The following is a 20,883-nucleotide window of genomic DNA, read 5'->3' as shown; positions in this document are numbered from 1 at the left end:
CGGCCTCCTGGATCTAGTCGAGCGCCGCCGCCTTCGCCGTGCCGCTCGCGGCGGGTGCGCCGTCGGCGGCCGCGGTGCTCGCGGGTTCCGCGGCCGTGCCGTTCGCGGACGGCGTGGAGCGGGCCACGACGACCGATGGTTCGAGCGGCCGTTCCCGTCGGGTCCGCAGGCCCGGCAGGGTGACGAGCAGACCGGCCAGCGCGATGACGGTGACGACGGCGAGCCCCGGCCGGAAGTCGTCGAGGACGGCCTGCGGGGACGCGGTGCCCTCCCCGCCGTCCGCGGTGATCACGGCGGTCACGACGGCGAGGAAGAGCGCGCCGCCGACCTGGATCGAGGTGTTGAGAAGCCCCGAGACCATGCCCTGCTCGCGGTCGTCGACGCCGTTGGTGGCCTGGATGTTGAGCGAGGGGAAGACCAGTGCGCAGGCCGCGCCGAGCAGCAGCATCGACGGCAGGATGACGGCGGCGTACTGCGGAGTGAGGGAGATCCGGAGGAAGAGGGCGTACGCGACGACGAGCAGCGTGAAGCCGGCGGCGATCACCCGGGGCGTGCCGAAGCGGTCGACGATGCCGCCGATCTTCGTGGAGGAGAGCGCGACGAGCACGCCGGCCGGCAGGAACGCGAGGGCCGTCTGGAGCGCGGACCAGTGGAGCAGCGACTGCATGTACTGGGTCACGATGAACTGGAAGGCGACGTACGAGCCGAAGAAGGCCGCCGCGCCGAGCTGGGCCCGCACCTGCGAGCCGGAGCGCAGCACGCCGAGGCGTACGAGCGGGGCGGGGCTGCGGCGCTCGATCAGGACGAAGGAGACGAGCAGGGCGGCGGCCACCGCGAAGGACAGCAGGGTGCGCGCGGAGGTCCAGCCGGTCTCGGGGGCCTGGACGACGGTGAAGACCAGCAGCAGCATCGCGGCCGTGCCGGTGACCGCACCCGGCAGGTCGTAGCCGCCGGTGGACCTCTCGCGGGCGCTGTGCGGGATGAGACGGAGCGCGAAGACCAGGGCGACGAGGGCGACGGGGGCGGGGAGCAGCATCGTCCAGCGCCAGCTCAGCTCGGTGAGCAGCCCGGACAGGACCAGCCCCATCGAGAAGCCGGTGGCGGCGCAGGTGGTGTAGATCGACAGGGCCCGGTTGCGCTGGGGGCCCTCCTTGAAGGTCGTGGTGATGATCGACAGACCGGCCGGGGCGGTGAAGGCGGCGCTGAGCCCCTTGATGAAGCGGCTGGCGATCAGCAGGGGCCCGGAGTCGACCAGCCCGCCGAGCAGCGAGGCCAGGGCGAAGACGGCCAGCGCGACGAGGAACACCCGGCGGCGGCCGAGCAGGTCGGCGGCGCGGCCGCCGAGGAGCAGCAGCCCGCCGTAGCCCAGGATGTAGCCGCTCACGATCCACTGCAGGGTGGCGGTGGAGAGGCCGAGGTCGGTGGCGATCGAGGGCAGGGCGACGCCGACCATGGAGACGTCGAGGGCGTCGAGGAACATCGCGGCGCAGAGGACGAGCAGGGTGCCCCAGAGGCGCGGACTCCAGCGTTCCTGCGCGGAGTCGGGCACGCCGGCGGGCGTGTCGGTGAGCGGAGAGGTCATGGGCAGGACAGTACATGCACGTGCATTGAATGCAAGTGCATTTAATTCTCGTGCAACAAAAGGGTGCGCCTCTGCTACCGTGCGCCCATGGCAGCGAACAAGTCCGAACGCGCGCTCGTGGACGAGTGGCGTGACGTCCTCGCCCTGCACGCCCGTACGACCTGTGAGCTCGACCGGGCCCTGCATCCGTACGGCCTCGGGGCCAGCGACTTCGAGGTCCTCGACGTCCTCGCGGAGGGCACGGCGGAGGAGGGCCCCTGCTCCTGGCGCGTCCAGGAGCTGGCCGGGCGGGTCCACCTCAGTCAGAGCGCGCTGTCCCGGCTGGTCGCACGGCTGGAGAAGGACGGCCTGGTCCTGCGGGGGATGTGCGCGGAGGACCGGCGCGGCGTCCAGGTGAAGCTGACGGAGAAGGGCCTCGCCCGCCACGCCGAGGTCAAGCCGCTCCAGCGCGAGGTGCTGACCCGGATGCTGGACGGGGCGGTCTGACCGCTCCCCGCCTCGGGGCCGGCTGATCGCGGAGGTCTCGCGCCACAGCCGGGCGGGATCCTGGTCGCCGGCGAGCGTCACGGTGTCGGCGCGCCCGGCCGGTACGAGGTGCGCGCGGGACCACGAGGTCCGTCGCCCGGCGGTGCGCCCTCGAGACCTGCCGGAGGATGTCCCGGATCCGCCGGCCGGGGGGCCGGGCCGCGGGGTCACCTCGGCCGGGCGGCTCCGGCGTTCCGTGCCCAGTAGCCCATGGCGGCCGCGCCGGCGGCGAGGACCGCGACGGTCGTGAGCGCCACCGGCAGGGAGAACCAGTCGGCGAGGAACCCGATCGACGGCGGGCCGAGCAGCATGCCTCCGTAGCCGAGCGTGGACGCCGTCGCCACGCCCCCGGGTCCGGCGACGGCGCCGGCGCGGGCCACGGCGACGGGGAAGATGTTGGCGAGCCCGAGGCCGGTGATCGCGAAGCCGAGGAGGGTGGCCCAGATGCTCGGCGCCAGCGCGCCGAGCAGCATCCCGGCGGCGGCGGTGGCCCCGCCCAGGACCAGGGTCCGGGTCTGGCCGAGCCGTTCGAGCAGGGCGGTGCCCGAGAGGCGTCCGGCGGTCATGGTCAGCGCGAACACGGAGTATCCGGCGGCGGCCACCCCCGGGTGTGCGCCGAGGTCCTGCTCCAGGTGGAGGGCTCCCCAGTCGGCGAGCGCTCCCTCGCCGTACGCCGTGCACAGCGCGATCACCCCGAAGACGAGCACGATCCGCCGCGATCCGCCGGACCGCCCGTCCCGCGGACCGGCCGCGGGAGCCAGGGACTCGGGCGGCGGAGCGGGGGCGGGGTGGCGCAGGAGGACGGGTCCGGCGGCGGCGGTGAGCGCGAGTCCGACCACGGTCAGGCCGAGGAGGTGGGCGGTGGGGGACAGGCCGCCGGCGAGCAGCCCGCCGAGTCCCGCCCCGATCATGCCGCCGAGGCTGAACGCGGCGTGGAAGCTCGGCATCACCGGCCGCCGGAGCGCGGTCACGAGGTCGACGGCCGCGCTGTTCATGGCGACGTTGATCCCGCCGTACGCGGCCCCGAACACGAGCAGGACGAGGCCGAGGGCGAGCGGCGACCGGGTCAGGGCGGGCAGGGCGACCGACAGGGAGAGAAGTACGGCGGTGGCCACGGTGACGGCGTGCGAGCCGTAGTGGCGGCAGAGCCGACCGGTCAGCGTCATGGTGACGACGGCGCCGGCGGAGACTCCGAGCAGGGCCAGGCCGAGGTCGCCGGCCGAGGCGCCGGTCTGCTGCTTGACGGCGGGGATCCGGACGACCCAGCCGGCGAACAGGAAGCCGTCGAGGGCGAAGAACAGGGTCAGGGCGACGCGGAGGCGGGACAGGGGGTGAGTGGCGGTGTCTCCGCCGGAGCTCCCCGGGACCGTCCGTACTTTGTTTAGTAGCGGCACAAACTCAGGATAGGGGGATCCTCCGGCCTCAATCAAGCGAGCGGTCGCCGGACGCCCGCTTGGACGCACGCGCGCGTGGCGGCCGTCCGGGTGACCAAGGCCAGGTCATCGTGGTGAAGGTGGTGCCCAACGAGCCGTTGGAAAGCATCGTTTCTGCGCGAGTCCGACCCCGGGAGCGGGCTACCCGGCATTGGAGTGAGACGCCGTGTCTCGCGTTTTCCGCAGGCGTTTGACCGGCAGACGAGCGCCTTCCGGCACGTCATTCCGAGATCTTGAGGAGTAGCTATGCGTTCTCTCGCCGCGTCTGTCCTGGCCGTGGGCATCCTGCTGGGCGGCGCCGGTGGCGCGCTCGCCAACGACGGATTCGGAGCGGGGTACTACTCCGCCGGCGGCGCGGGCTTCAGCTCGCACTGCGCGGTGGCCGGCGTCCCGGCCGTGTACGGAACGATCTTCACGGGCTCCTGCTCGGAGAAGGCCTGGGAGAAGGGCGCCGAGGGCGCCTTCCTCAGCGCGCACTGACCCGGTGCCGCAGCCGGCCCGGGCGGGGTGCAGGCCTCGCCCGGGCCGCCGTGCTCCGGAGGCGGACCGCACCGGAGGACGAAGCACGTCGCGTCGGGGCGGCCGGACGGGGAATCCGGCCGCCCCGCACGCACGGCCCCGGCGGACGCACGGGACGGGGTCTGCCGGGGCGCGGCGGCACGGGCGCGACCGCGGCAGACGGGCCGCCCGGACTTGCGTCCCGCGACCGGCCGACCGCGGCCGACTGACCGCGGCCGACGGGCCGCCCCGACACCGTCCCACGACCGGGTCGGACGGGCCGCCCGGACTTGCGTCCCGCGACCGGCTGACCGCGGCCGACGGGCCGCCCCGACACCGTCTCCTGACCGGCCGACCGCTGCCGACGGGCCGACCCGGCTCCGTCTCCCGGCCGGCGGCCCCGAACCCCGGCCCCTGTGCGGGAACCCTTCCGGCCGGCGGCCCCTGACCTCGTCCCCCCCCCCCCCCCCCCCGGCCAGGTGCCTCCCGGGCGGTCGTCGACCCCGTACATCCGTCGAACCCGCGGCGGCGCGCCGGCGGATTCGGGGCGTCCCGGCCGGGCGGGGGTGTCGTCCCCGGGCGCGGCCTGCCCCGGTCGGGGCGCCCAGGGGGACGGCCCACCCTCCGATCATGGGAGACTCCACCCCATGAACGGCAAGGCGACGACGACCCGGACACGGCTGGACAGGGGGCGCAACGCGCTCGGCCCCGCGCTGGAGCTGGTGCACACCGGCAGGGCTCCGACCAGGGCCGTCCTCACCGCCGAGCTGGGTGTCACCCGGGCCACGGCCGGCGCGGTCGCCGCCGAACTGGAGGCCCTCGGCCTCATCCGCGTGGACTCCAACCCCGGAGCCGCCGCGGGTTCCCAGGGCCGCCCCTCCCACCGCCTCGCCGTCGACGAGAAGGGCCCCGTCGCCCTCGCCGCCCAGGTCCACGCGGACGGCTTCCGCGCCGCGCTCGTCGGCCTCGGCGGCACCCTCGTGGCCACCGTCCCCGGCTGCGTCACCGTCTCCGCCGACCCCGCCCAGGTCCTCGGCGAGGTCGTCGAGGCCGGGGTCGCCCTGCTCAGGGACAGCGGCCGCCGCTGCGTCGGCGCCGGGCTCGCCGCCCCCTCCGCCGTGGCGGAGCCCGAGGGCACCGCGCTGAACCCGCTGCACCTCGCCTGGCCCGCCGGGGCGCAGGTCCGCGAGATCTTCGCCGAGCGGGTACGGGCCGCCGGCATCGACGGCCCCGCGTTCACCGGCAACGACGTGAACCTCGCCGCCCTGGCCGAGCACCGCCACGGCGCCGGCCGCGGAGCCCGCGACCTGCTCTGCGTGGCCACCGGCCACCGGGGCGTCGGCGGGGCGCTCGTCCTCGACGGGCGCCTGCACACCGGAAGCGCCGGCCTCGCCCTGGAGGTCGGCCACCTCACGGTCAACCCGGAGGGCCGTCCCTGCCACTGCGGCAGTCGCGGCTGCCTGGACGTCGAGACCGACCCGCTCGCCTTCCTCACGGCGGCGGGCCGTGCCCCCGGGCCCGAGGTGTCCCTGCTCCAGCAGTCCCGGGACCTGCTGCGCACCAGCCCCGACGACCCGGGCGTACGGGTCGCGGTGGGGGAGCTGATCGACCGTCTGGGCCTCGGCCTCGCGGGCCTGGTGAACATCCTCAATCCGGACCGGATCATCCTCGGCGGGCTCCACCGCGAGCTCCTCGACGCCGATCCGGAGCGCCTGCGCGCCGTCGTCGCCGATCGGAGCCTGTGGGGCCGCAGCGGAGGCGTACCGATCCTCCCCTGCACCCTCGACCACAACAGCCTCGTCGGCGCGGCCGAGCTGGCGTGGCAGCCGGTCCTGGACGACCCGCTGGCCGCGCTCGGCCGCGAGCCGGTCTGACCTGCCCCGCGCCGGGCGGTCACGCCCCCGGGTCGGGCCGCCCCTCGGCCAGCGCGGCCAGCCGGTCCAGGGCGGTCCGTGTGCCGGTCTCGTTGTCGTCGGCGGGCACGCCGTCGGGCACTCCCTCGTGCAGGAGGACCACCTCCGTGCCGCCCTCCAGGGCGATCAGGGTCGTGGTGAGGGTCATGGGCCCCTGGAGCTGTGGGTCCGAGGTCTCGAACTCGGTGATCTCGACGACCCGTTCGTCCGGGAGCAGTTCCACGAAGCGCCCGTGGTACGTGTCGGTGCGGGCACCCGTCTTGCCCGTGCCGTCGGCGGTGTCGTAGGTGAGGGAGACCCGGAAGGTCCCCCCTTCGCGTGCGTCGAACTCGTGGACCTCGCAGCTCATCCCGTACAGCACCCGCCATCGGGCGACGGCGTCGGGATCGAGCAGCGCCCGGTAGACGGCCGAGGGCGGGGCGTCGACATGGCGGGACACGCGCGTGGTGTACACGGCTCCCACGCTAGGCGGAATCCCTCCCCGACGCGAGACACTGCGCCCCGGAACCCCTCGCGTCCGGCGGCCGGGCGGGTCGGCCGCGGACCGCCGCCCGGTGCGATATCCCGTGGTCCGGGGTGCGTCGGCACCGTACCGTTCCCGTCCATGATCTCTTCCGAATCCGGTCCTCCTCCGCGTCTCGGCGGTCTCACCTTCCACGGCCCGCTCTCCGAGGCCCGCGCCGCCCGCATGGTCGGGCGGCTCGCCGCCCTGAAGCCCGCCGACGTGCTCGACATCGGCTGCGGCTGGGGCGAGTTGCTGCTCCGCGTGGTGGCGGCGGCGCCGTCCGCCTGCGGCACCGGCATCGACGTCGACGGCGAGGACCTCGCCCGCGGCCGGGCCCTCGCCGAGGCCCGTGGCCTCGGCGACCGCGTCGCGTTCGTCGAGGAGTCGGCGCTCGGCACCGACCGGGGCCCCGTCGACGTGGTGCTCTGCCACGGATCGAGCCAGGCGCTCTGCGACCCCGGACAGCCGCACGACCTCGCCGCCGCACTGGGCGAACTCCGCCGTCTGGTCAGGCCCGGAGGGCACGTGGTGCTCGGGGAGTGCTTCTGGGAGCGCCCGCCCACCGACGAGGAGCTGGCCGGCATGTGGCCCGGCGCGCACGAGGGGGAGCACACCTCCCTCGGAGCCCTGGTGGACCTGGCGGTCGCGGCCGGGTTCCGGCCCGCGTGGATCGAGACGGCGACGACGGAGGAGTGGGAGGAGTTCGAGTCGGGCTACCGCTACGACACCGAACGGTGGCTCGCCGCCCACCCCGACCACCCGCTCGCCGCGGAGACCCGCGCGCGCGTCGACCGGCAGCGCTCCACCTGGGTGAACGGCTACCGCCGCGTCCTCGGCATGGCCTACCTGACGCTCGTCGCCGTCGGCTGACGGCGGGGCGGCGGCCCGCCGCGGCCGGCTCCGCGTGGCCCCCGGCTCACCACTGCCGGCCCGCCCCCAGCCGGTCGCGGTCCGGCGCGGACAGGTGGAGCACGCGATAGCGCTCGCCCTCCTCGGCGGCCGACTCCGGCCCGTCGGGCCGCCCGGCCCCGGCCCACAGGGTGAAGGCGAGCAGCTCCCAGTGACGCGGATCGACCGCCAGGGCGGACGCCACCACCCCGTCCCGCCGGGCCTCGCGCGCGTGCCGGGCCAGGGCGTCCTCCACGGCCCGGCCGGGCGCGACGCCCTCACCGAGCGGCGTCCTGCGACGCGTCGCCGTGGCCGGCGCCGCACCGGACGCGGGCCCCTCCTCGTAGGCCAGGCCCGTCCAGTGCTGCACCACCGGCCGGCCGAAGTCGTCCACGATGCCCTGGAATCCGGGGCCCCAGAGGAAGGCGTTCATGCCCTCGGGGGCGGCCCAGAGGTAGAAGGGCGCGTACTGGTTGACCGGCGCCCCCTCCCCGCGCTCCCGCACCAGGTACGCCTTCAGGCCGAGCCCGGGGAAGGCGTCGAGCAGATGGCCCCGGGTGGCCACCCGCTCCTCGATGATTCCCATGTCGTAGTCGGCGGGCAGGGTGATCTCGTACTGCATGACGTGCACGGAAGGCTCCCGTCGTCGCGGGTGGAAGGGTGGCGTGGCAGGCGCGCGCCGCGTTCAGTGCCCGGTCGTACGGGGGGCGAGCAGGCCGAGCAGTCCGCGCACCGCGCGGTCGAAGGAGTCCCGTGTCCCCGCCGCACGCGCCGAGACGTAACCGCCCTGCACGGTCGCCAGGATGGTCGCGGCGACGTCCTCGGCGTCGAGCCGGGTGCCGAACTCGCCGTCGTCCAGACCCTCCTGGACGACGGCGGCGAGCCGTGCCCGCACGCGCCCGAGCACCTCGTCGACCGGTGTCCGCAGGACGGGGTCGGCGATGATCTCGGGGTCCATGGTCAGCCGTCCCACCGGGCAGCCCCGCAGCACGTCCCGCTCCCGCAGCAGATAGGCCTCGATACGGGAGTACGCCGTGCCGCCGCCGCCCAGCACGGCCTCCACCTCGGCGCCCAACTCCTCGGCCGTCCGCCGGATCGCGGCGAGCGCCAGGTCGGACTTGCCCGCGAAGTGGTGGTACATGCTGCCCTGACCCGCCCCCGCCGCCTGCTGCACGGCCTTGGGGCTGGTCCCCACGTACCCCCGGTCCCACAGGAGTGCGCGGGTCGCCTCGATCAGTCGCTCCGGGGTGCTCATGACCGCACTGTACATACCAGTAGGTACAGAACGGAAGCAGGGGACGGAGCCCCGGTGTACTCCCTCCGTCGTACACGCGGTGCCGCTGCCCGTACGACGCGCCGGGACCCGGTCCCGAGGGAGTCTCGGAGCGCAGGGCAAGACCACCGCAGCGCACCGGCCGAGGCGCCCCCGCCACGGGGCCGCCGGGCCGTGGTGCACCGAGGAGCTGAAACCCCATGAACACTCTCGCGCACACGGGCCCCGGCCCGTGGGTCCTCCTCTTCCCCCTCGTCTGGGCGGCGGCGATCGTCGGCATCGTCACGGTCGCCCGCCGCGCCGGATGGCGCCGCGGGCGCGGCCCGTGGCGCGACGGCGGACCCGGCCGGTCCGACGGACCCGCCGGAGACTCGCCCATCGCCCTCCTGGGCCACCGCTTCGCCGCCGGGGAGATCGACGAGGACGAGTACTGGCACCGACTGACCGTCCTGGAGGAGCAGTTCGGCCGGCGTCCCGACACCGGGGGAAAGCGGGCATGACCGTCACCGGGACGTCCCTTCGGGCCGCCCCCGCGTCCGTGTCGTCGACGCCGTCCAGGTCTACGGGCGCGGCGACACGGAGGTCAGGGCCCTCGACGGGGTGAGCCTTGGTGGGCCGGTTCGTCGGCCCGCGCGGCCCGCCGGCACCCGGCGGGCCGTCGCGACGGCGGTCGCCGGGGCGAGGACGGGGGCCGGGGCGGCGGCCGGTTCGGCCGGAGCGCTGAGCGGGACGCCCGGGAAGGACGCGTACGAGGGGAAGGCGGCGTCGGCGACGGGGACGTACACGGCGCCGGCGCGGGTCTCGACCGGGGCCGCGGGCGGCGGCGCGGCGAGCGTGAACCACACCACCTTGCCGTCGGCTCCGCACGGACGGACGCCCCAACTCTCGCTGAGCGCACCGACGATGGCGAGGCCGCGACCGGAGGTGGCCAGCTCCTCGCCCACGTCGTACGCGTCGAGGGGGTCCTGGCAGGCGACCGACTCCGGTATGCGGGGGTCGTGGTCGCGGACGGACACCGTGAGGCGGTCGAGCAGGAGCTCGATCTCGACGGTGCACCGCTTGTCCGGCCGGGCATGCCGGTGGACGTTCGTCAGAAGCTCGGTGACACCGAGCACGGCATGGTCGACCAGCGCGTCGAGCTGCCAGTGGCGAAGATGGGCGGAAACGATTCTGCGGATCTGTCCGATCCGCGACGGCAGGGCCTGGAGCTCCACCGCGTAATACCTGCTCGGCTCGCTGATCACGGCTGCGACTCCCCGAAGTAGTCCGGAAGAAGACGAAGATTCGGATCTCACATGCGGTACAGCAGGGTGGTGGACTGAGCTCAGTGTCACCACCGGTCAACCCTCGGTGAGGTGCTACCAGCCTGGACCAGCGGTGAACGTCCCGCAACTCACGGCGATCCGCGGCGCAGTCCGGTCCCGGAGCGCGGCTCGGGGAGGCCCGGCGGCCCGCGGTTCCGCGCGGCGGCCCGGCGTGGCCCCGCCGTGCAGGTCAGCGGCGTCCGGCCGCCCGCTTGAGGGCCGCCAGGAAGCGCCCCGACCCCTCGGCCCGGCCGGGGCCTTCGTCGCCGTCGTCCTCGTGCAGGGTGAGCCGGTAGCGCGTGCCGTTCACGGTGGCCACCGCCTCGTCGGGTTTCGCGAACCAGGGGCGGCCGGCCCGGACCGCCGTCACCGGCGCGCTGTCGATCTCGCTGCCGTAGCTCGTGAGGAGGGCGAGCCGCCCGTCCTCGATCCGCACCTCGCCGGCGCGCGTCAGCGAACGCGGCCAGCGGTCGATCCGCACGCGCCTGGCGCTGAACTCGGGTTCCGCCATGCCGTTCCGCCCCTTTCACCCGGTTGCCGCCTCCAGTGTGCCGGGCCCTCGCGGCCTGCGCCAGAGGCCCTTCCCGAAGGGCTCCTCAAGTCATCCCTATGGACAGTCAAAGGAAACGTTTGCCCAGGTGGGAGGGGTATTGTCGGCGGTGGGGGAGTACGTGGGACGTGATCGAGGAGAAGCGCGGATGAGCACCACCGGGAACAGTGTGGAGAGCGGTGCCGCCGCGGCGGCGGTGACCGTGGACGTCGACCGCTCCGATCCGGCCTACCGGTCCTGGCTCAAGGAGGCCGTCCGGAAGGTCCAGGCCGACGCCAACCGCTCGGCCGACACGCACCTGCTGCGGTTCCCGCTCCCCGAGAAGTGGGGCATCGACCTCTACCTCAAGGACGAGTCCACCCACCCCACCGGCAGCCTCAAGCACCGCCTCGCCCGCTCCCTCTTCCTGTACGGGCTCTGCAACGGCTGGATCCGGCCCGGCAAGCCCGTCATCGAGGCCTCCAGCGGCTCGACCGCCGTCTCCGAGGCCTACGTCGCCAAGCTGATCGGCGTCCCCTTCATCGCGGTGATGCCCCGGACGACCAGCCCCGAGAAGTGCCGGCTGATCGAGTTCCACGGCGGGCAGTGCCACTTCGTCGACGACTCGCGGACCATGTACGAGGAGGCCGCCGCGCTCGCCGAGCGCACCGGCGGCCACTACATGGACCAGTTCACCTACGCGGAGCGGGCCACCGACTGGCGCGGCAACAACAACATCGCCGAATCGATGTACCAGCAGCTCAGGTTGGAGCGCTACCCGACGCCCGCCTGGATCGTGGCCACCGCGGGTACCGGCGGCACCTCGGCCACCATCGCCCGCTACGTCCACTACATGCAGCACGACACCCGCATCTGCGTCGCCGACCCCGAGAACTCCTGCTTCTTCGACGGCTGGACGCACCACGACCCGCACGCCACCGCCGACTGCGGCTCGCGGATCGAGGGCATCGGGCGCCCCCGGATGGAGCCGAGCTTCGTGCCCGGGGCCGTCGACCGGATGATGAAGGTGCCCGACGCGGCCAGCGTCGCCGCCGTCCGCGCCCTGGAGTCCGCGATCGGCCGCAAGGCGGGCGGCTCCACCGGCACCGGCCTGTGGAGTGCCTTCAAGATCGTCGCCGAGATGGTCGCCCACGAGCGGACCGGCAGTGTCGTCACCCTGATCTGCGACGGCGGCGAGCGGTACCTCGACAAGTACTACTCCGACGACTGGCTCGCCTCGCAGGGGCTGGACATCGGCCCCTACAGCGCCGCTATCGAACGCTTCCTGGCGACGGGGGCCTGGCCGGAGTGAGCCGCCGGTCGAGCCGGCGGGCGGCGTCCCGGAAGGACAGCCCCACGCCCGGCCCCGCGAGGCGCAGGGCCAGCCGGAACGGCGGGGCGCCGTCGGCCGCCATGACCCACCGCAGCCGGGTGCCCCGGCCGGCGGGGGAGAGGGTCCACTCCTCCGCGAGGGCCGCCATGCCGGGGGCGTTGGTCGAGTCGACCCGGTAGGCGTACCGGGTGTCCGGCTCGGCGGCGAGGATCGTCTCCTCGAAGACGATCCCGCCCCGGAGGCGCACCGTACGGCCCGCGCCGTCGGCCGACGGGACGGCCGAGGCCACCGCCGTGAACCAGGAGGGCATGCTGCCCACCTCCACGGCGAGGGACCGGTAGACGGTCGGCGGCGGAGCGGCGAGCGTCGCCGAGAAGACCAGACGGACGGGTGCGGACGCGGTGAAGTCGAGCTCCACCGGCCTCAGTCGGCGTGCCATGGACCAACCCTCCCCAGGAAGGAACCGGACGGAAGCGAAAGGGCACCCTAGCTGACGCGTTGTCAACAGCACAGGGGGTGCGGAGGGTGGCCCGCCTCACCCGTTCCGCAGCAGCCCGTCCACCGCCCGGCCGAACAGGGTCCGCCCCGCCAGGCCGAGCACCGGGTCGAGGACCCGCGGCACGCCCCGCACCGTCAGCTCCTCCGTCCACACCACCCGGCTCCCGCCGTGCGGCGCCCCGTACACCTCCACGAGTGCCCAGCCCCGCACCACCCGACCGGACTTCTCCAGGCGGCACACCCCCGGCCGGCCGGCCGCGGGCGGCTCCCAGCGCACGACCTCCATCGGGTCGTCGAAGGACAGCCGGCCGATGCCGGTACGGGCCGTGAAGCGGGTCCCCGTCCGGTTCGGGCCCGGGGTCAGGACCCTCGTCCGGGTCAGCGGCACCTGCCGCCCGTGCGCCGGCCAGTCCGTCAGCCTGCGCCACACCTCCTCCGGAGCCGGTGACACGGTCCGCTCGACCCGGAAGAGGCTCATGCCTGCTCCTCGCCCGCCACCGCGAGCCCCGGCAGGTGCTCCGCGACCTCGGTCCGCACCTCCCCGGGCAGCCCCCGGTCCGTCACCCAGGTGTCGACCTCGTCCAGACCGGCGAACGAACTCAGGCCCACCGTGCCCCACTTGGTGTGGTCGGCCACCACCACGACCCGGCGCGCCGACCGCATCAGGCAGCCGTTCGTCTCGGCCTCCGCCAGGTTCGGCGTCGAGAGCCCCGCCTCCACCGAGATGCCGTGCACCCCGAGGAACAGCAGGTCGAAGTGGAGCGAGCGGACCGCCCGGTCCGCCACCGGCCCCACCAGGGCGTCGGACGGCGTGCGCACCCCGCCGGTGAGCACGACGGTGGCCGCCCCGCGCCGCGACTCCCCGCCACCACTGGTCAGTTGGGCCTCGTGGAAGACGTCCGCGACCCGGACCGAGTTCGTCACCACCGTCAGGTCCGGCACCTCCAGCAGATGCCGCGCCAGGGCGTACGTCGTGGTGCCGCCGGACAGGGCGATCGCGCTGCCCGGGGCGACCATCCCCGCCGCCGCCCGGGCGATCTCGTCCTTGGCGCTCGGTTCGAGCACCGACTTGGCCTCGAAACCCGGCTCGTGGGTACTCGCCTCGACCACCGGAACGGCCCCGCCGTGCACCTTCGCCAGCATGCCCTGCCGGGCCAGCGCGTCCAGGTCGCGACGGATCGTCATGTCCGAGACGCTGAGGCGCCGGGTCAGCTCGTTGACCCGTACACCGCCACGCCGCCGTACCTCGTCGAGGATCAGGGCGCGCCGCTGCTCCGCGAGGAGGTTCTGGTTGTCAGTCACCGCCGGGGCCGGTCCTTCCGCAGGGGACAAGGGGATGAGTGTCGGATTCGGTGAGGAACGGTGCGCGGGCGCACCTTCGTCCGCGATCCTGGTGCCGACGTCGCATCTTCCCACTCTGAGAGGAAGTCCCCTCAGTGTCCCCTGCCACACCCGCTCCGGAGAGCGGCGGCGCGGCGCTCGAACTCCTCGTCCACGGAGTCGGCGGAGCCACCCCCCAGGACATGCTCGACGACCCGAGGACCGTACGCATCACCGGCGACCGGACCGCCGCGATGCACCGGCGTGCCGAGGACCTGGACGCCGAGGACCACCCGGAGCGGTACGCCGCCGGCCCGGTCCCGGAGGCGTACGTCTGGTCCAACCTGACCTCGGGCGACGGCGCCCGCGCCCTGTGGCTGCTCCTCCTGCCCTTCATGGTCGCCAACCTCGCGCACTGGATGCGCCCGCCGTCCCGGGGCCGCCCGGCCCTCGTCCGGCTCTACGGGGTCCTCGTCCGGCTCGTCGCCCTCACCCTCACGGTGCTGCTCACCGCCGCGGCCTGCGAGGTCGCGCTCGACCTGACGGCCTGGCAGTGCGCCGCGAGCGCCGCCTGCACCGACGCGTACTCCTGGCTCGGCTTCCTCTCCGAGGCCCGGGGCGGCTGGTGGTCGGCGCCCGGCCGCCGCCTCGCCCTCGCCGCCCTGGTGCCGACCCTGCTGGTCGGCCTCCTCTGGTACCTGTCGAACCGGACGTGGAGCGCCTACGAGGCCCAGCGCCCGCCCACCGGCTACGACGAACCCGGCGCGCCGTCACCGGCCGGGTCGGCCGACACCGAGAGCGCGGACCGCGGCGACGAGGGCCCCGGCCCGGTCGGACCGCGGCCGGCCCTCGGGCGCCCCGGGTTCTGGTACGGACGCCGGCTCGTGGCGCGCCTCCGGGCCGCCCACACCGCCGCCGGGTTCCTCACCGTCGCCGCCGCCCTCGCCACGGCCGCCGCCCGGCACGACGCCACCGCCGCAGGCGTCGGGGCCGTCCTCGGCCGGGCCCTCCTGGCCGCCGTGGCCGCCCTCGCGCTGCTCGTCCTCTGGGTCGTCTGCCACCGCGGCCGCAGCGAGCGCCGCCTCGACTTCCGCGTCGAACGCGCCCTCGTGTCCTGGCTGCCCGGCGCCTCGCTCGCCGTGCTGGCGCTCGCCGTCCTGTACGCGGGCTGGGCGCGGCCCGGCTGGTCCTCCGCGGGGGCGCTCCCCGGAAACAACGTCGCCTTCGGCGGCCTCACCCTCGCCCAGGGCGCCCTCGTCGTGGCCCTCGGCGTCGTCGCCGTGCTCCTCCAGCGGCCCCGGGGGGACAGCAGCCGGACCGCGCTCCGCGGACTCGGCGGCCCCGCCGTCGCCATGCTCGCCTGCGCCCTCGCCGGGGTGATGTCGGGCGGCGTCGCGCAGCGCGTCGCCGACTGGCTCGACGGGCCCGCCACTCCCGGCATGGGCGACCGGGGCCCCAGGATCGGCCCGCCCGTCCTGCTCAGCTGGCAGGCCTCGGTCATCCCCGTCCTGATCCTGCTGCTCCTCGTCCCCGCCGTCCTCCTCGCCGTGCGGACCGTGCTGGCCGGACGCCGGCTGCGCGCCCGGGTCGAGGCCGACTACGCGGCGGCCGACGAGCGCGACCCCGTCCGCACCGGCCAGATCGCCGCGGGCCGGGCCCGGGCCTCGCTCACCGACTCCGCGCCCGTCCTCGTCGGCGTCGTCTCCGGAGCCACCCTCCTCCTCGGAGCGGGGTCCGTCGCCGGCGCCTGGGCCAGCGGGAACGTCCCCGGCCGGGCCTTCGACGGGGCCCACCCGGCGATCGCCTCGCTGGCCACCGCCACCCAGGCCATCGGCTCCTGGATGATCGGCTTCGGCTTCCTGCTCTTCGTCACCTGGGGGCGCCGCGCCTACCGCGACGCCTCCGCGCGCCGCACGATCGGCATCCTCTGGGACGTCGGCACCTTCTGGCCGCGCGCCGCCCACCCGTTCGCCCCGCCCTGCTACGCGGAACGGGCGGTGCCCGACCTGACCTGGCGGATGAGCTCCTGGACCAGGAGCACCGGCGGCCGGCTCGTCATCTCGGGGCACTCGCAGGGCAGCGTGCTCGCCGCCGCCGCGGTCTGGCAGCTGCCGCCCGCGACCCGCGGCCGGGTCGCGCTGCTCACCTACGGCTCACCGCTGGAGCGGCTCTACGGCCGCTGGTTCCCGGCCTATTTCGGCCCCGAGGCGCTGCGCGGGCTCAACCGGACGGTGCACTGCTGGACCAACCTCTACCGCGCCACCGATCCCATCGGCGGACCCGTGCGGGTCCCGGCCGAGGACGGCCGCCCGGCCGTCGACGCGGCGGTCCTGCTCGACCCGGTCGCCTACGGCCGCACCCGCGCGCACCCGCTCCCGGAGCCCATCCTCGGACACTCCGACTACCAGGCCGACCCGGCGTTCGCCCGCCGCAGGGGTGCCCTGCTCGACCGGCTGCCGCCGGCCGTGCCCCACCAGCGGGAGCCGAACCCGGCTGCCGATCAGGGGAGTTCGGGCAGGTCCTCCGGATAGAGCAGGGTGAGGTCGTCCGTGCTCGCCTCGGCGAGCTCGGCGACCCGCCCGGCGTGCCGCTCCACCATCGACTCGAAGGTCTGCCGCGCCGTGCGCCCGTTGCCGAAGGCCGGGCCCTTGGGCAGCTTCGTGAAGTACGCGAGCAGCGCCTCGTCGGTGCCCGGGGCGAGCCGGTACTCGTGCTCGTCCGCCTGCTGGCCCACGATCCGGAGCAGCTCGTCCGGTTCGTAGTCGCCGAAGGTGATGGTCCGTGAGAAGCGGGACGCCACGCCGGGGTTGACGGTGAGGAAGCGCTCCATCTCCGCCGTGTAGCCGGCGACGATGACCACCACCGCGTCCCGGTGGTCCTCCATCAGCTTCACGAGCGTGTCGATCGCCTCACGGCCGAAGTCCCGGCCCGAGTCCTCCGGGGACAGCGCGTACGCCTCGTCGACGAACAGCACTCCGCCGCGCGCCCGGTCGAAGGCCTCCTGGGTGCGGATCGCGGTCGAGCCGATGTGCTCGCCCACCAGGTCGACCCGGGAGACCTCCACCAGGTGCCCGCGCTCCAGGACGCCGAGCGAGGCCAGGATCTCGCCGTACAGCCGGGCCACCGTGGTCTTTCCCGTGCCGGGGTTGCCGGTGAAGACGAGGTGCCGGCGGACCGAGGCCGCCTTGAGCCCCGCCTCCTGGCGCCTGCGCCCCACCTCGATCATGTTGGTGAGGGTGCGCACCTCCAGCTTGACGCTGTCCAGGCCCACCAGCCCGTCCAGTTCGCCGAGGACGTCCTGCGAGGACCGGGCGTCGACGACCGGAGCGTCCGGGACCGGCGGGGCCGCCACGACGCGCGGGGCGGGGACCGTGCCGAGCAGTCCGCCCGTCTGGGTGGCCGTCAGGACCGTGCCGCCCTCGGGCACGGAGGAGCGGACCGCGCTCTCGTCGCTGGTGCAGTCCTCGGCGCTCGCGCCCTCCTCGGGGAACTCGTACCCGCCGCGGGCGCAGCGCTCCGTGCGGCACTTGCGCAGGGTGGTCCGGCAGCCGTCGGTGACGTGGAACCCGTATCCGCCGCTGCCCGTGACCCGGCAGCCGGTGAAGGAGCCGCGGCCCTCCGCCGACACGTAGAAGCCGGCCTCGGCGGGCGAGGTGACCGTGCACCGGTCGATCGTGGGGTCGGCGCCCTTGGTGACGATGACCCCGGTCTGCACGGAGTCGATGGTGCAGCCGCCGAGCGTGCCGCCGCTGCCGTGGTCCCGGAACCAGGCCCCCGTCGACGCCTCCCTGATCCGGCAGTCGTCGAGCTGTGCGGTGGCCCCGTCGCTCACCGACACCGCGGTGTTCCGCACCTGCGACAGATCGCTGTCGACGACGTCCACGCGCGACCCGCGGTCGAGGACGAACAGCGCGTCGGGCACGTCGTGCACCCGGCAGGCGTCGAGGACGGCGGTCGCCCCGTCGCTCACCCACACCGCCGGGTAGTCGCCCGTGCTGTCGTGGATCTCGCACTGGTTGGCGTCCACCCGCGTCCCCGGGTCCCAGACCGAGAGGCCGTTGCGGCCGAAGCGGCGCACGGTGGACCGGGTGAGCGTGAGGACGGAGCGGGAACGCAGGTCGACGGCGTTCTCCGGGACGTCGTGGATGTCGCAGTCGGAGAGGGTCAGCACCGCGTCGGTGTCGAGCGTGATGCCGTCCCCGGAGGTGCGGTGCACCGAGGAGTCGGAGAGGTGCGCGGTGGCGCGGGCCGCGATCTGGAGTCCGGCGCCCTTGATCTCGTACACCTCGCAGCCGACGCCCTCCAGCCCGCTGCCCTCGCCGGTGACGGCGATCCCGGCGCCGGAGGCGTGGTGGACCCGGCAGCGTTCGAACCGGGGGTGCGCGCCGCCCCGTACGGAGACGCCCGCCTGCCCGGCGGAGACCACCTCGCACTCCTCGAACACCCCGCCCGCCCCGTCGACCACGGCGATGCCGACCCCGGCGGGATTGTCGACGGTGCAGCGGCGGACCGTCGGCCGGGCCGTGCCCCGCACCTCGATCCCGGCCGCCGAGCGGGTCATGATGCGCAGGTCGAGGAGCTCGGGGGTGCCGTCCTCGACGAGGAGGGCCGGGGCGGCGACGTCCTGGCCCTCGATGTGGAGGTCCTGGACGGTGACGGAGGCGCGCAGCGTCAGCGGCACCCCGTCCGGCGGGGCGATCCGCACCGAGCCGATCGCGCCCTCGGGGCCGCGCAGGGTGACCGCCTGTCGCACCACGAGGTTCTCCCGGTAGGTCCCGGGGGCGATCGTGAGCACGTCGCCGTCCCCGGCCGCCTCGAGTGCGGCGGCGAGCGAGGGGTACTCACCCGTGCGGCGCCGCCACCGCGATGTGCCGGTGTGCGTCACCTGGACCGTGCCCTGTGCCATGGGTGTGTCCTGCCCCCGCCTCATGCCTTGCCGCTGATCCGATGCCCCACCGTAGCGCGCGCGGGGGCACCGGGTTGACGGGTCGTGGACGCGGGCGGGCACCCGTACGGGATGGGCACCGGGCTCATGTCACGCCCGGTCAGGGGACGGTCGCCGATGGTCGAGGTCGGTCGGGCTCGATCGGTCCGCGGCCGCCGGGCGCCGGGTCCCGCTCCGTGCCCGCGGACCGTCGCCGTCAGCCGCCGGTCCCGGCGCGGCCCCAGTCGGGTCCGGCCGCCGCCCAGGCGCGGTCGAGGCGGGCTTACCGGGTCAGGACCAGCCGGCGCACGGCGAGCCGCCGGACGACCTCCACCAGGAGGCCGGCCGACAGGGCGGCGGTGAGACCGGCCACGATCGCGTGGGCGCGGGCGGTGACCGCGCCGATCGGCGCGGCGACGGGACGGCCGTCCCGGTCGGTCCAGAGGGGGAACGCGGCGCCGGGGGCGGGCTGCCCGCCCGTCGGGCCGGGGAAGTGCGACGGGGGTCCCGCGGCCGGAGGCGGGGCGGCCGGGCGCGGCGGAAGGGCGTCGGGGTGGGGGAGCGGTGGCCGGGCACGGCCGACCGGGCTCAGTCCAGGATCTTCACCTCGTCGCCGACCCGGACGGTGCCGGTGTGCTCGGGGACGAGGTTCTGGCCGAAGACGACCCGGCCGTCGCTCCTGCGGTGCCGGGCGAGGGTGCGCAGCGGTTCCTTGCCGCGCGCGGCGGTGAGCTGGTCGGTGGTGGTGACGACGCAGCGCCCGCACGGCCGGGCGACGCGGAAGGAGACCTCACCGACGGCGAGGCGCGTCCAGCCGTCCTCGGCCCAGGGCGCGGTGCCCTCGACGACCAGGTTCGGCCGGAAGCGGTTCATCGGGAGAGGGCCCTCGTGGGCGTGGTCCCCCTGCGCGACGAGGGAGTTGAGGGCGTCCAGGGATGCCGTGGTGGTGACGAGCAGCGGATAGCCGTCCGCGAAGCTCACGGTCTCGCCGGGCAGCGCGTAGTCGGGGTCGACCGGGCGCCGGTGCTCGGGCGCGTCCATGTGCACGAGCCGGAACTCGCCCTCAAGGAAGGCCGAGAGCCAGCCGGCCGCCTCGGGGCCGGCCGGCACGGCTTCCACCGGCTTGTCGAAGATCTCGACCGTGACCGTGGACGAGGGGTGCGGTACCTCGACGGTCAGCGGCGGGTGACCCGGCGCGGAGAGGATGATCGCTCCGCCGGGCAGCGGCTCCGCCGCGGCCAACGCCATCCGGGGGTGACGGCGTTGGGTCACGACCTTGTCCGCCGCGTCGACGACGGCCCAGCGGCGGTCGCCGGCCAGGCCCCAGGGCTGGACCCCGGCCTCGGTGGCGGCCAGCGCGCGCATGCCCTTCACCGGATGGACGTGGACGGAGCGGAGCACAGGAGTCGGCATGCCGTCATCCTGCCAGCCGCTCCGGATCCGACGTCCGGCGGAAGGTGAAGGCCGGTCAGTAGCCCCCGCCCTGGTAGGGGCGGTTGTACGGGTCCTCGTACTGCATCGGCGCGGGCGCCGGCCGGGGTGCGGCCGGTCGCATCGCCTCGTACCCCGCGGGGGCGGGGCGCGGCGGCTGCGCGTACTGCCCCGCCTGGAAGCCGCGCGGGGCCGCCTGCTGCTGCGGGATGTACGGGGTGGGGGCGTGCTGCAGGGGCACGGGGGCCATCTGCTGCGCCGGCTGCGGGTATCCGTAGCCGTTGCCGTAGGAGGGCTGCGGGCCGGGTGCCGCCGGGAGGGCGGGCAGGGCCGCGGGGAGCGCCGGCAGGTAGGAGCCGCTGGAGGGGAAGCTGCTCCCGGTGGCCGGGAAGCCGCTGCCGGTGTCGTAGGCGGCGGGCACTCGGATCGGGGCGATCTGAGGCGTGCCCCGCTCCGCGACCAGGGAGTCGTAGATCGGGGTGTCCGGGAAGGACGGCGCGGTGTGGTAACCGCCTCCATAGGTGGAGCGGGGGGAGGTCATGGCACATAAGTTAAGCCCACGATGTGCTGGTTGGGGAGCCTGATTAGAGGGTTGTTTGACGGGCTTGCGGAAGAACTGGATCCCCAATCCGAGCGAACATGCCAAAAACGGGCGGCGGAACGTCTCAAGATCATGTAAAAGCCGAGTTCGGAGGGGGTTACCGGCGGGTCCGGAGCCCCGGAGCGCCCGGCCGCGCCCGGGCATGAAGAACAGATAAAGAAAGGGTGCCCGGAAGGGGTGCGCGGAGTGATCATGGGCATGCTTAACCGTCAATCCGCGGATCTCCGGGGCGATGTGTACACGCCGAATTGACGGCGCTACTCCCCGTGTCGGGAAAACTATTTCCGTTAAGGAGCGGCCCGCCCGCCCGAAGCGGTGTCACCCTC

19 protein-coding genes and 1 pseudogene are annotated in these 20,883 nt (G+C 74.7%); 7 read left to right on the top strand and 13 right to left on the bottom strand.

Annotated features, from left to right (window positions below; translation table 11 throughout):
- Positions 1-13 precede the first annotated feature (13 nt).
- Positions 14-1,582, bottom strand: a complete 1,569-nt coding sequence (locus ACF09E_RS03350) for an MFS transporter (protein WP_392203610.1) — start codon at positions 1,580-1,582, stop codon at positions 14-16.
- 87 nt (positions 1,583-1,669) lie between these two features.
- Between ACF09E_RS03350 and ACF09E_RS03345 the strand changes: the two genes are divergently transcribed.
- Positions 1,670-2,068, top strand: a complete 399-nt coding sequence (locus tag ACF09E_RS03345) for a MarR family winged helix-turn-helix transcriptional regulator (protein WP_392203609.1) — start codon at positions 1,670-1,672, stop codon at positions 2,066-2,068.
- A 206-nt stretch (positions 2,069-2,274) separates the two neighbouring features.
- Here ACF09E_RS03345 and ACF09E_RS03340 read toward each other — a convergent pair whose 3' ends face one another.
- Positions 2,275-3,501 carry an MFS transporter gene (locus tag ACF09E_RS03340; RefSeq protein ID WP_392203608.1) on the bottom strand — a complete coding sequence of 409 codons (1,227 nt, stop codon included), beginning with the start codon at positions 3,499-3,501 and terminating at the stop codon, positions 2,275-2,277.
- A 285-nt stretch (positions 3,502-3,786) separates the two neighbouring features.
- Here ACF09E_RS03340 and ACF09E_RS03335 point away from each other — a divergent pair, with 285 nt between their 5' ends.
- Positions 3,787-4,020, top strand: coding sequence for a hypothetical protein (locus tag ACF09E_RS03335; RefSeq protein ID WP_392203607.1), 234 nt, complete (start codon positions 3,787-3,789; stop codon positions 4,018-4,020).
- Between the two features lie 665 nt (positions 4,021-4,685).
- Positions 4,686-5,912: an ROK family protein gene (locus ACF09E_RS03330; protein ID WP_388796508.1), complete on the top strand. Its 1,227-nt coding sequence runs from the start codon at positions 4,686-4,688 to the stop codon at positions 5,910-5,912.
- A 19-nt stretch (positions 5,913-5,931) separates the two neighbouring features.
- Here ACF09E_RS03330 and ACF09E_RS03325 read toward each other — a convergent pair whose 3' ends face one another.
- On the bottom strand, positions 5,932-6,405 hold the full coding sequence (locus ACF09E_RS03325; RefSeq protein WP_392203606.1) for an SRPBCC family protein: 474 nt from the start codon (positions 6,403-6,405) through the stop codon (positions 5,932-5,934).
- A 150-nt stretch (positions 6,406-6,555) separates the two neighbouring features.
- Between ACF09E_RS03325 and ACF09E_RS03320 the strand changes: the two genes are divergently transcribed.
- Positions 6,556-7,326 (top strand): SAM-dependent methyltransferase, encoded by a 771-nt coding sequence (locus ACF09E_RS03320; RefSeq protein WP_392203605.1) that lies wholly within the window; start codon positions 6,556-6,558, stop codon positions 7,324-7,326.
- A gap of 46 nt (positions 7,327-7,372) precedes the next feature.
- Here the strand turns inward: ACF09E_RS03320 and ACF09E_RS03315 are convergent, their stop codons facing one another.
- On the bottom strand, positions 7,373-7,975 hold the full coding sequence (locus tag ACF09E_RS03315) for a DUF4865 family protein (RefSeq protein ID WP_392203604.1): 603 nt from the start codon (positions 7,973-7,975) through the stop codon (positions 7,373-7,375).
- Between the two features lie 54 nt (positions 7,976-8,029).
- The gene (locus ACF09E_RS03310) at positions 8,030-8,614 is read right to left on the bottom strand and encodes a TetR/AcrR family transcriptional regulator (RefSeq protein ID WP_392203603.1); all 585 of its coding nucleotides are present in this window, start codon (positions 8,612-8,614) and stop codon (positions 8,030-8,032) included.
- Between the two features lie 203 nt (positions 8,615-8,817).
- Between ACF09E_RS03310 and ACF09E_RS03305 the strand changes: the two genes are divergently transcribed.
- Complete coding sequence (locus tag ACF09E_RS03305) at positions 8,818-9,117, top strand: SHOCT domain-containing protein (RefSeq protein WP_392203602.1); 300 nt, start codon at positions 8,818-8,820, stop codon at positions 9,115-9,117.
- Positions 9,118-9,312: 195 nt separating this feature from the next.
- On the opposite strand, the pseudogene ACF09E_RS03300 reads toward ACF09E_RS03305, so the two are convergent.
- Both ACF09E_RS03300 and ACF09E_RS03295 read right to left on the bottom strand, forming a co-directional pair.
- Positions 9,313-9,861: pseudogene (locus ACF09E_RS03300) on the bottom strand (ATP-binding protein); the annotation flags it as partial.
- Positions 9,862-10,111: 250 nt separating this feature from the next.
- Positions 10,112-10,432: a hypothetical protein gene (locus ACF09E_RS03295; RefSeq protein ID WP_392203601.1), complete on the bottom strand. Its 321-nt coding sequence runs from the start codon at positions 10,430-10,432 to the stop codon at positions 10,112-10,114.
- A gap of 187 nt (positions 10,433-10,619) precedes the next feature.
- On the opposite strand from ACF09E_RS03295, the gene ACF09E_RS03290 reads away from it, so the two are divergent.
- Positions 10,620-11,762 carry a PLP-dependent cysteine synthase family protein gene (locus ACF09E_RS03290; protein ID WP_392203600.1) on the top strand — a complete coding sequence of 381 codons (1,143 nt, stop codon included), beginning with the start codon at positions 10,620-10,622 and terminating at the stop codon, positions 11,760-11,762.
- Here the strand turns inward: ACF09E_RS03290 and ACF09E_RS03285 are convergent.
- The 3 genes from ACF09E_RS03285 to ACF09E_RS03275 form a co-directional block, all read right to left on the bottom strand.
- A complete protein-coding gene (locus tag ACF09E_RS03285) occupies positions 11,722-12,222 on the bottom strand; it encodes an SRPBCC family protein (protein ID WP_388796531.1) in 501 nt (166 codons plus the stop codon). The genes ACF09E_RS03290 and ACF09E_RS03285 overlap by 41 nt on opposite strands.
- Positions 12,223-12,318: 96 nt before the next feature.
- Positions 12,319-12,759 carry an SRPBCC family protein gene (locus ACF09E_RS03280; protein ID WP_392203599.1) on the bottom strand — a complete coding sequence of 147 codons (441 nt, stop codon included), beginning with the start codon at positions 12,757-12,759 and terminating at the stop codon, positions 12,319-12,321.
- Entirely contained in the window at positions 12,756-13,583 is an 828-nt protein-coding gene (locus ACF09E_RS03275) for a DeoR/GlpR family DNA-binding transcription regulator (RefSeq protein ID WP_392203598.1), read from the bottom strand. The genes ACF09E_RS03280 and ACF09E_RS03275 overlap by 4 nt, the downstream gene beginning before the upstream one ends.
- Before the next feature lie 134 nt (positions 13,584-13,717).
- On the opposite strand from ACF09E_RS03275, the gene ACF09E_RS03270 reads away from it, so the two are divergent.
- Positions 13,718-16,132 carry a hypothetical protein gene (locus ACF09E_RS03270; protein WP_392203597.1) on the top strand — a complete coding sequence of 805 codons (2,415 nt, stop codon included), beginning with the start codon at positions 13,718-13,720 and terminating at the stop codon, positions 16,130-16,132.
- On the opposite strand, the gene ACF09E_RS03265 is transcribed toward ACF09E_RS03270, so the two are convergent.
- The 3 genes from ACF09E_RS03265 to ACF09E_RS03255 form a co-directional block, all read right to left on the bottom strand.
- Positions 16,102-18,507, bottom strand: a complete 2,406-nt coding sequence (locus ACF09E_RS03265) for a right-handed parallel beta-helix repeat-containing protein (protein ID WP_361856329.1) — start codon at positions 18,505-18,507, stop codon at positions 16,102-16,104. The genes ACF09E_RS03270 and ACF09E_RS03265 overlap by 31 nt on opposite strands.
- 606 nt (positions 18,508-19,113) lie before the next feature.
- A complete protein-coding gene (locus ACF09E_RS03260; RefSeq protein ID WP_392203596.1) occupies positions 19,114-19,938 on the bottom strand; it encodes an MOSC domain-containing protein in 825 nt (274 codons plus the stop codon).
- 55 nt (positions 19,939-19,993) lie between these two features.
- Entirely contained in the window at positions 19,994-20,497 is a 504-nt protein-coding gene (locus ACF09E_RS03255; protein WP_388796552.1) for a DUF6643 family protein, read from the bottom strand.
- Between the last annotated feature and the right edge of the window lie 386 nt (positions 20,498-20,883).

Origin of the sequence: Streptomyces sp. NPDC014891 (genome assembly GCF_043081085.1) — a bacterium.
Taxonomy (GTDB): Bacteria; Actinomycetota; Actinomycetes; order Streptomycetales; family Streptomycetaceae; genus Streptomyces.
Note: the sequence above shows the minus strand (reverse complement) of the source record. Positions and strands in the feature narration are given on the sequence as shown.

Coding starts and splice junctions, on each gene's coding strand:
- ACF09E_RS03320 (WP_392203605.1), top strand. CDS start 6,556: ATGATCTCTTCCGAATCCGGTCCTCCTCCGCGTCTCGGCGGTCTCACC.
- ACF09E_RS03335 (WP_392203607.1), top strand. CDS start 3,787: ATGCGTTCTCTCGCCGCGTCTGTCCTGGCCGTGGGCATCCTGCTGGGC.
- ACF09E_RS03265 (WP_361856329.1), bottom strand. CDS start 18,507: ATGGCACAGGGCACGGTCCAGGTGACGCACACCGGCACATCGCGGTGG.
- ACF09E_RS03345 (WP_392203609.1), top strand. CDS start 1,670: ATGGCAGCGAACAAGTCCGAACGCGCGCTCGTGGACGAGTGGCGTGAC.
- ACF09E_RS03290 (WP_392203600.1), top strand. CDS start 10,620: ATGAGCACCACCGGGAACAGTGTGGAGAGCGGTGCCGCCGCGGCGGCG.
- ACF09E_RS03295 (WP_392203601.1), bottom strand. CDS start 10,432: ATGGCGGAACCCGAGTTCAGCGCCAGGCGCGTGCGGATCGACCGCTGG.
- ACF09E_RS03310 (WP_392203603.1), bottom strand. CDS start 8,614: ATGTACAGTGCGGTCATGAGCACCCCGGAGCGACTGATCGAGGCGACC.
- ACF09E_RS03350 (WP_392203610.1), bottom strand. CDS start 1,582: ATGACCTCTCCGCTCACCGACACGCCCGCCGGCGTGCCCGACTCCGCG.
- ACF09E_RS03260 (WP_392203596.1), bottom strand. CDS start 19,938: ATGCCGACTCCTGTGCTCCGCTCCGTCCACGTCCATCCGGTGAAGGGC.
- ACF09E_RS03305 (WP_392203602.1), top strand. CDS start 8,818: ATGAACACTCTCGCGCACACGGGCCCCGGCCCGTGGGTCCTCCTCTTC.
- ACF09E_RS03285 (WP_388796531.1), bottom strand. CDS start 12,222: ATGGCACGCCGACTGAGGCCGGTGGAGCTCGACTTCACCGCGTCCGCA.
- ACF09E_RS03330 (WP_388796508.1), top strand. CDS start 4,686: ATGAACGGCAAGGCGACGACGACCCGGACACGGCTGGACAGGGGGCGC.
- ACF09E_RS03255 (WP_388796552.1), bottom strand. CDS start 20,497: ATGACCTCCCCCCGCTCCACCTATGGAGGCGGTTACCACACCGCGCCG.
- ACF09E_RS03280 (WP_392203599.1), bottom strand. CDS start 12,759: ATGAGCCTCTTCCGGGTCGAGCGGACCGTGTCACCGGCTCCGGAGGAG.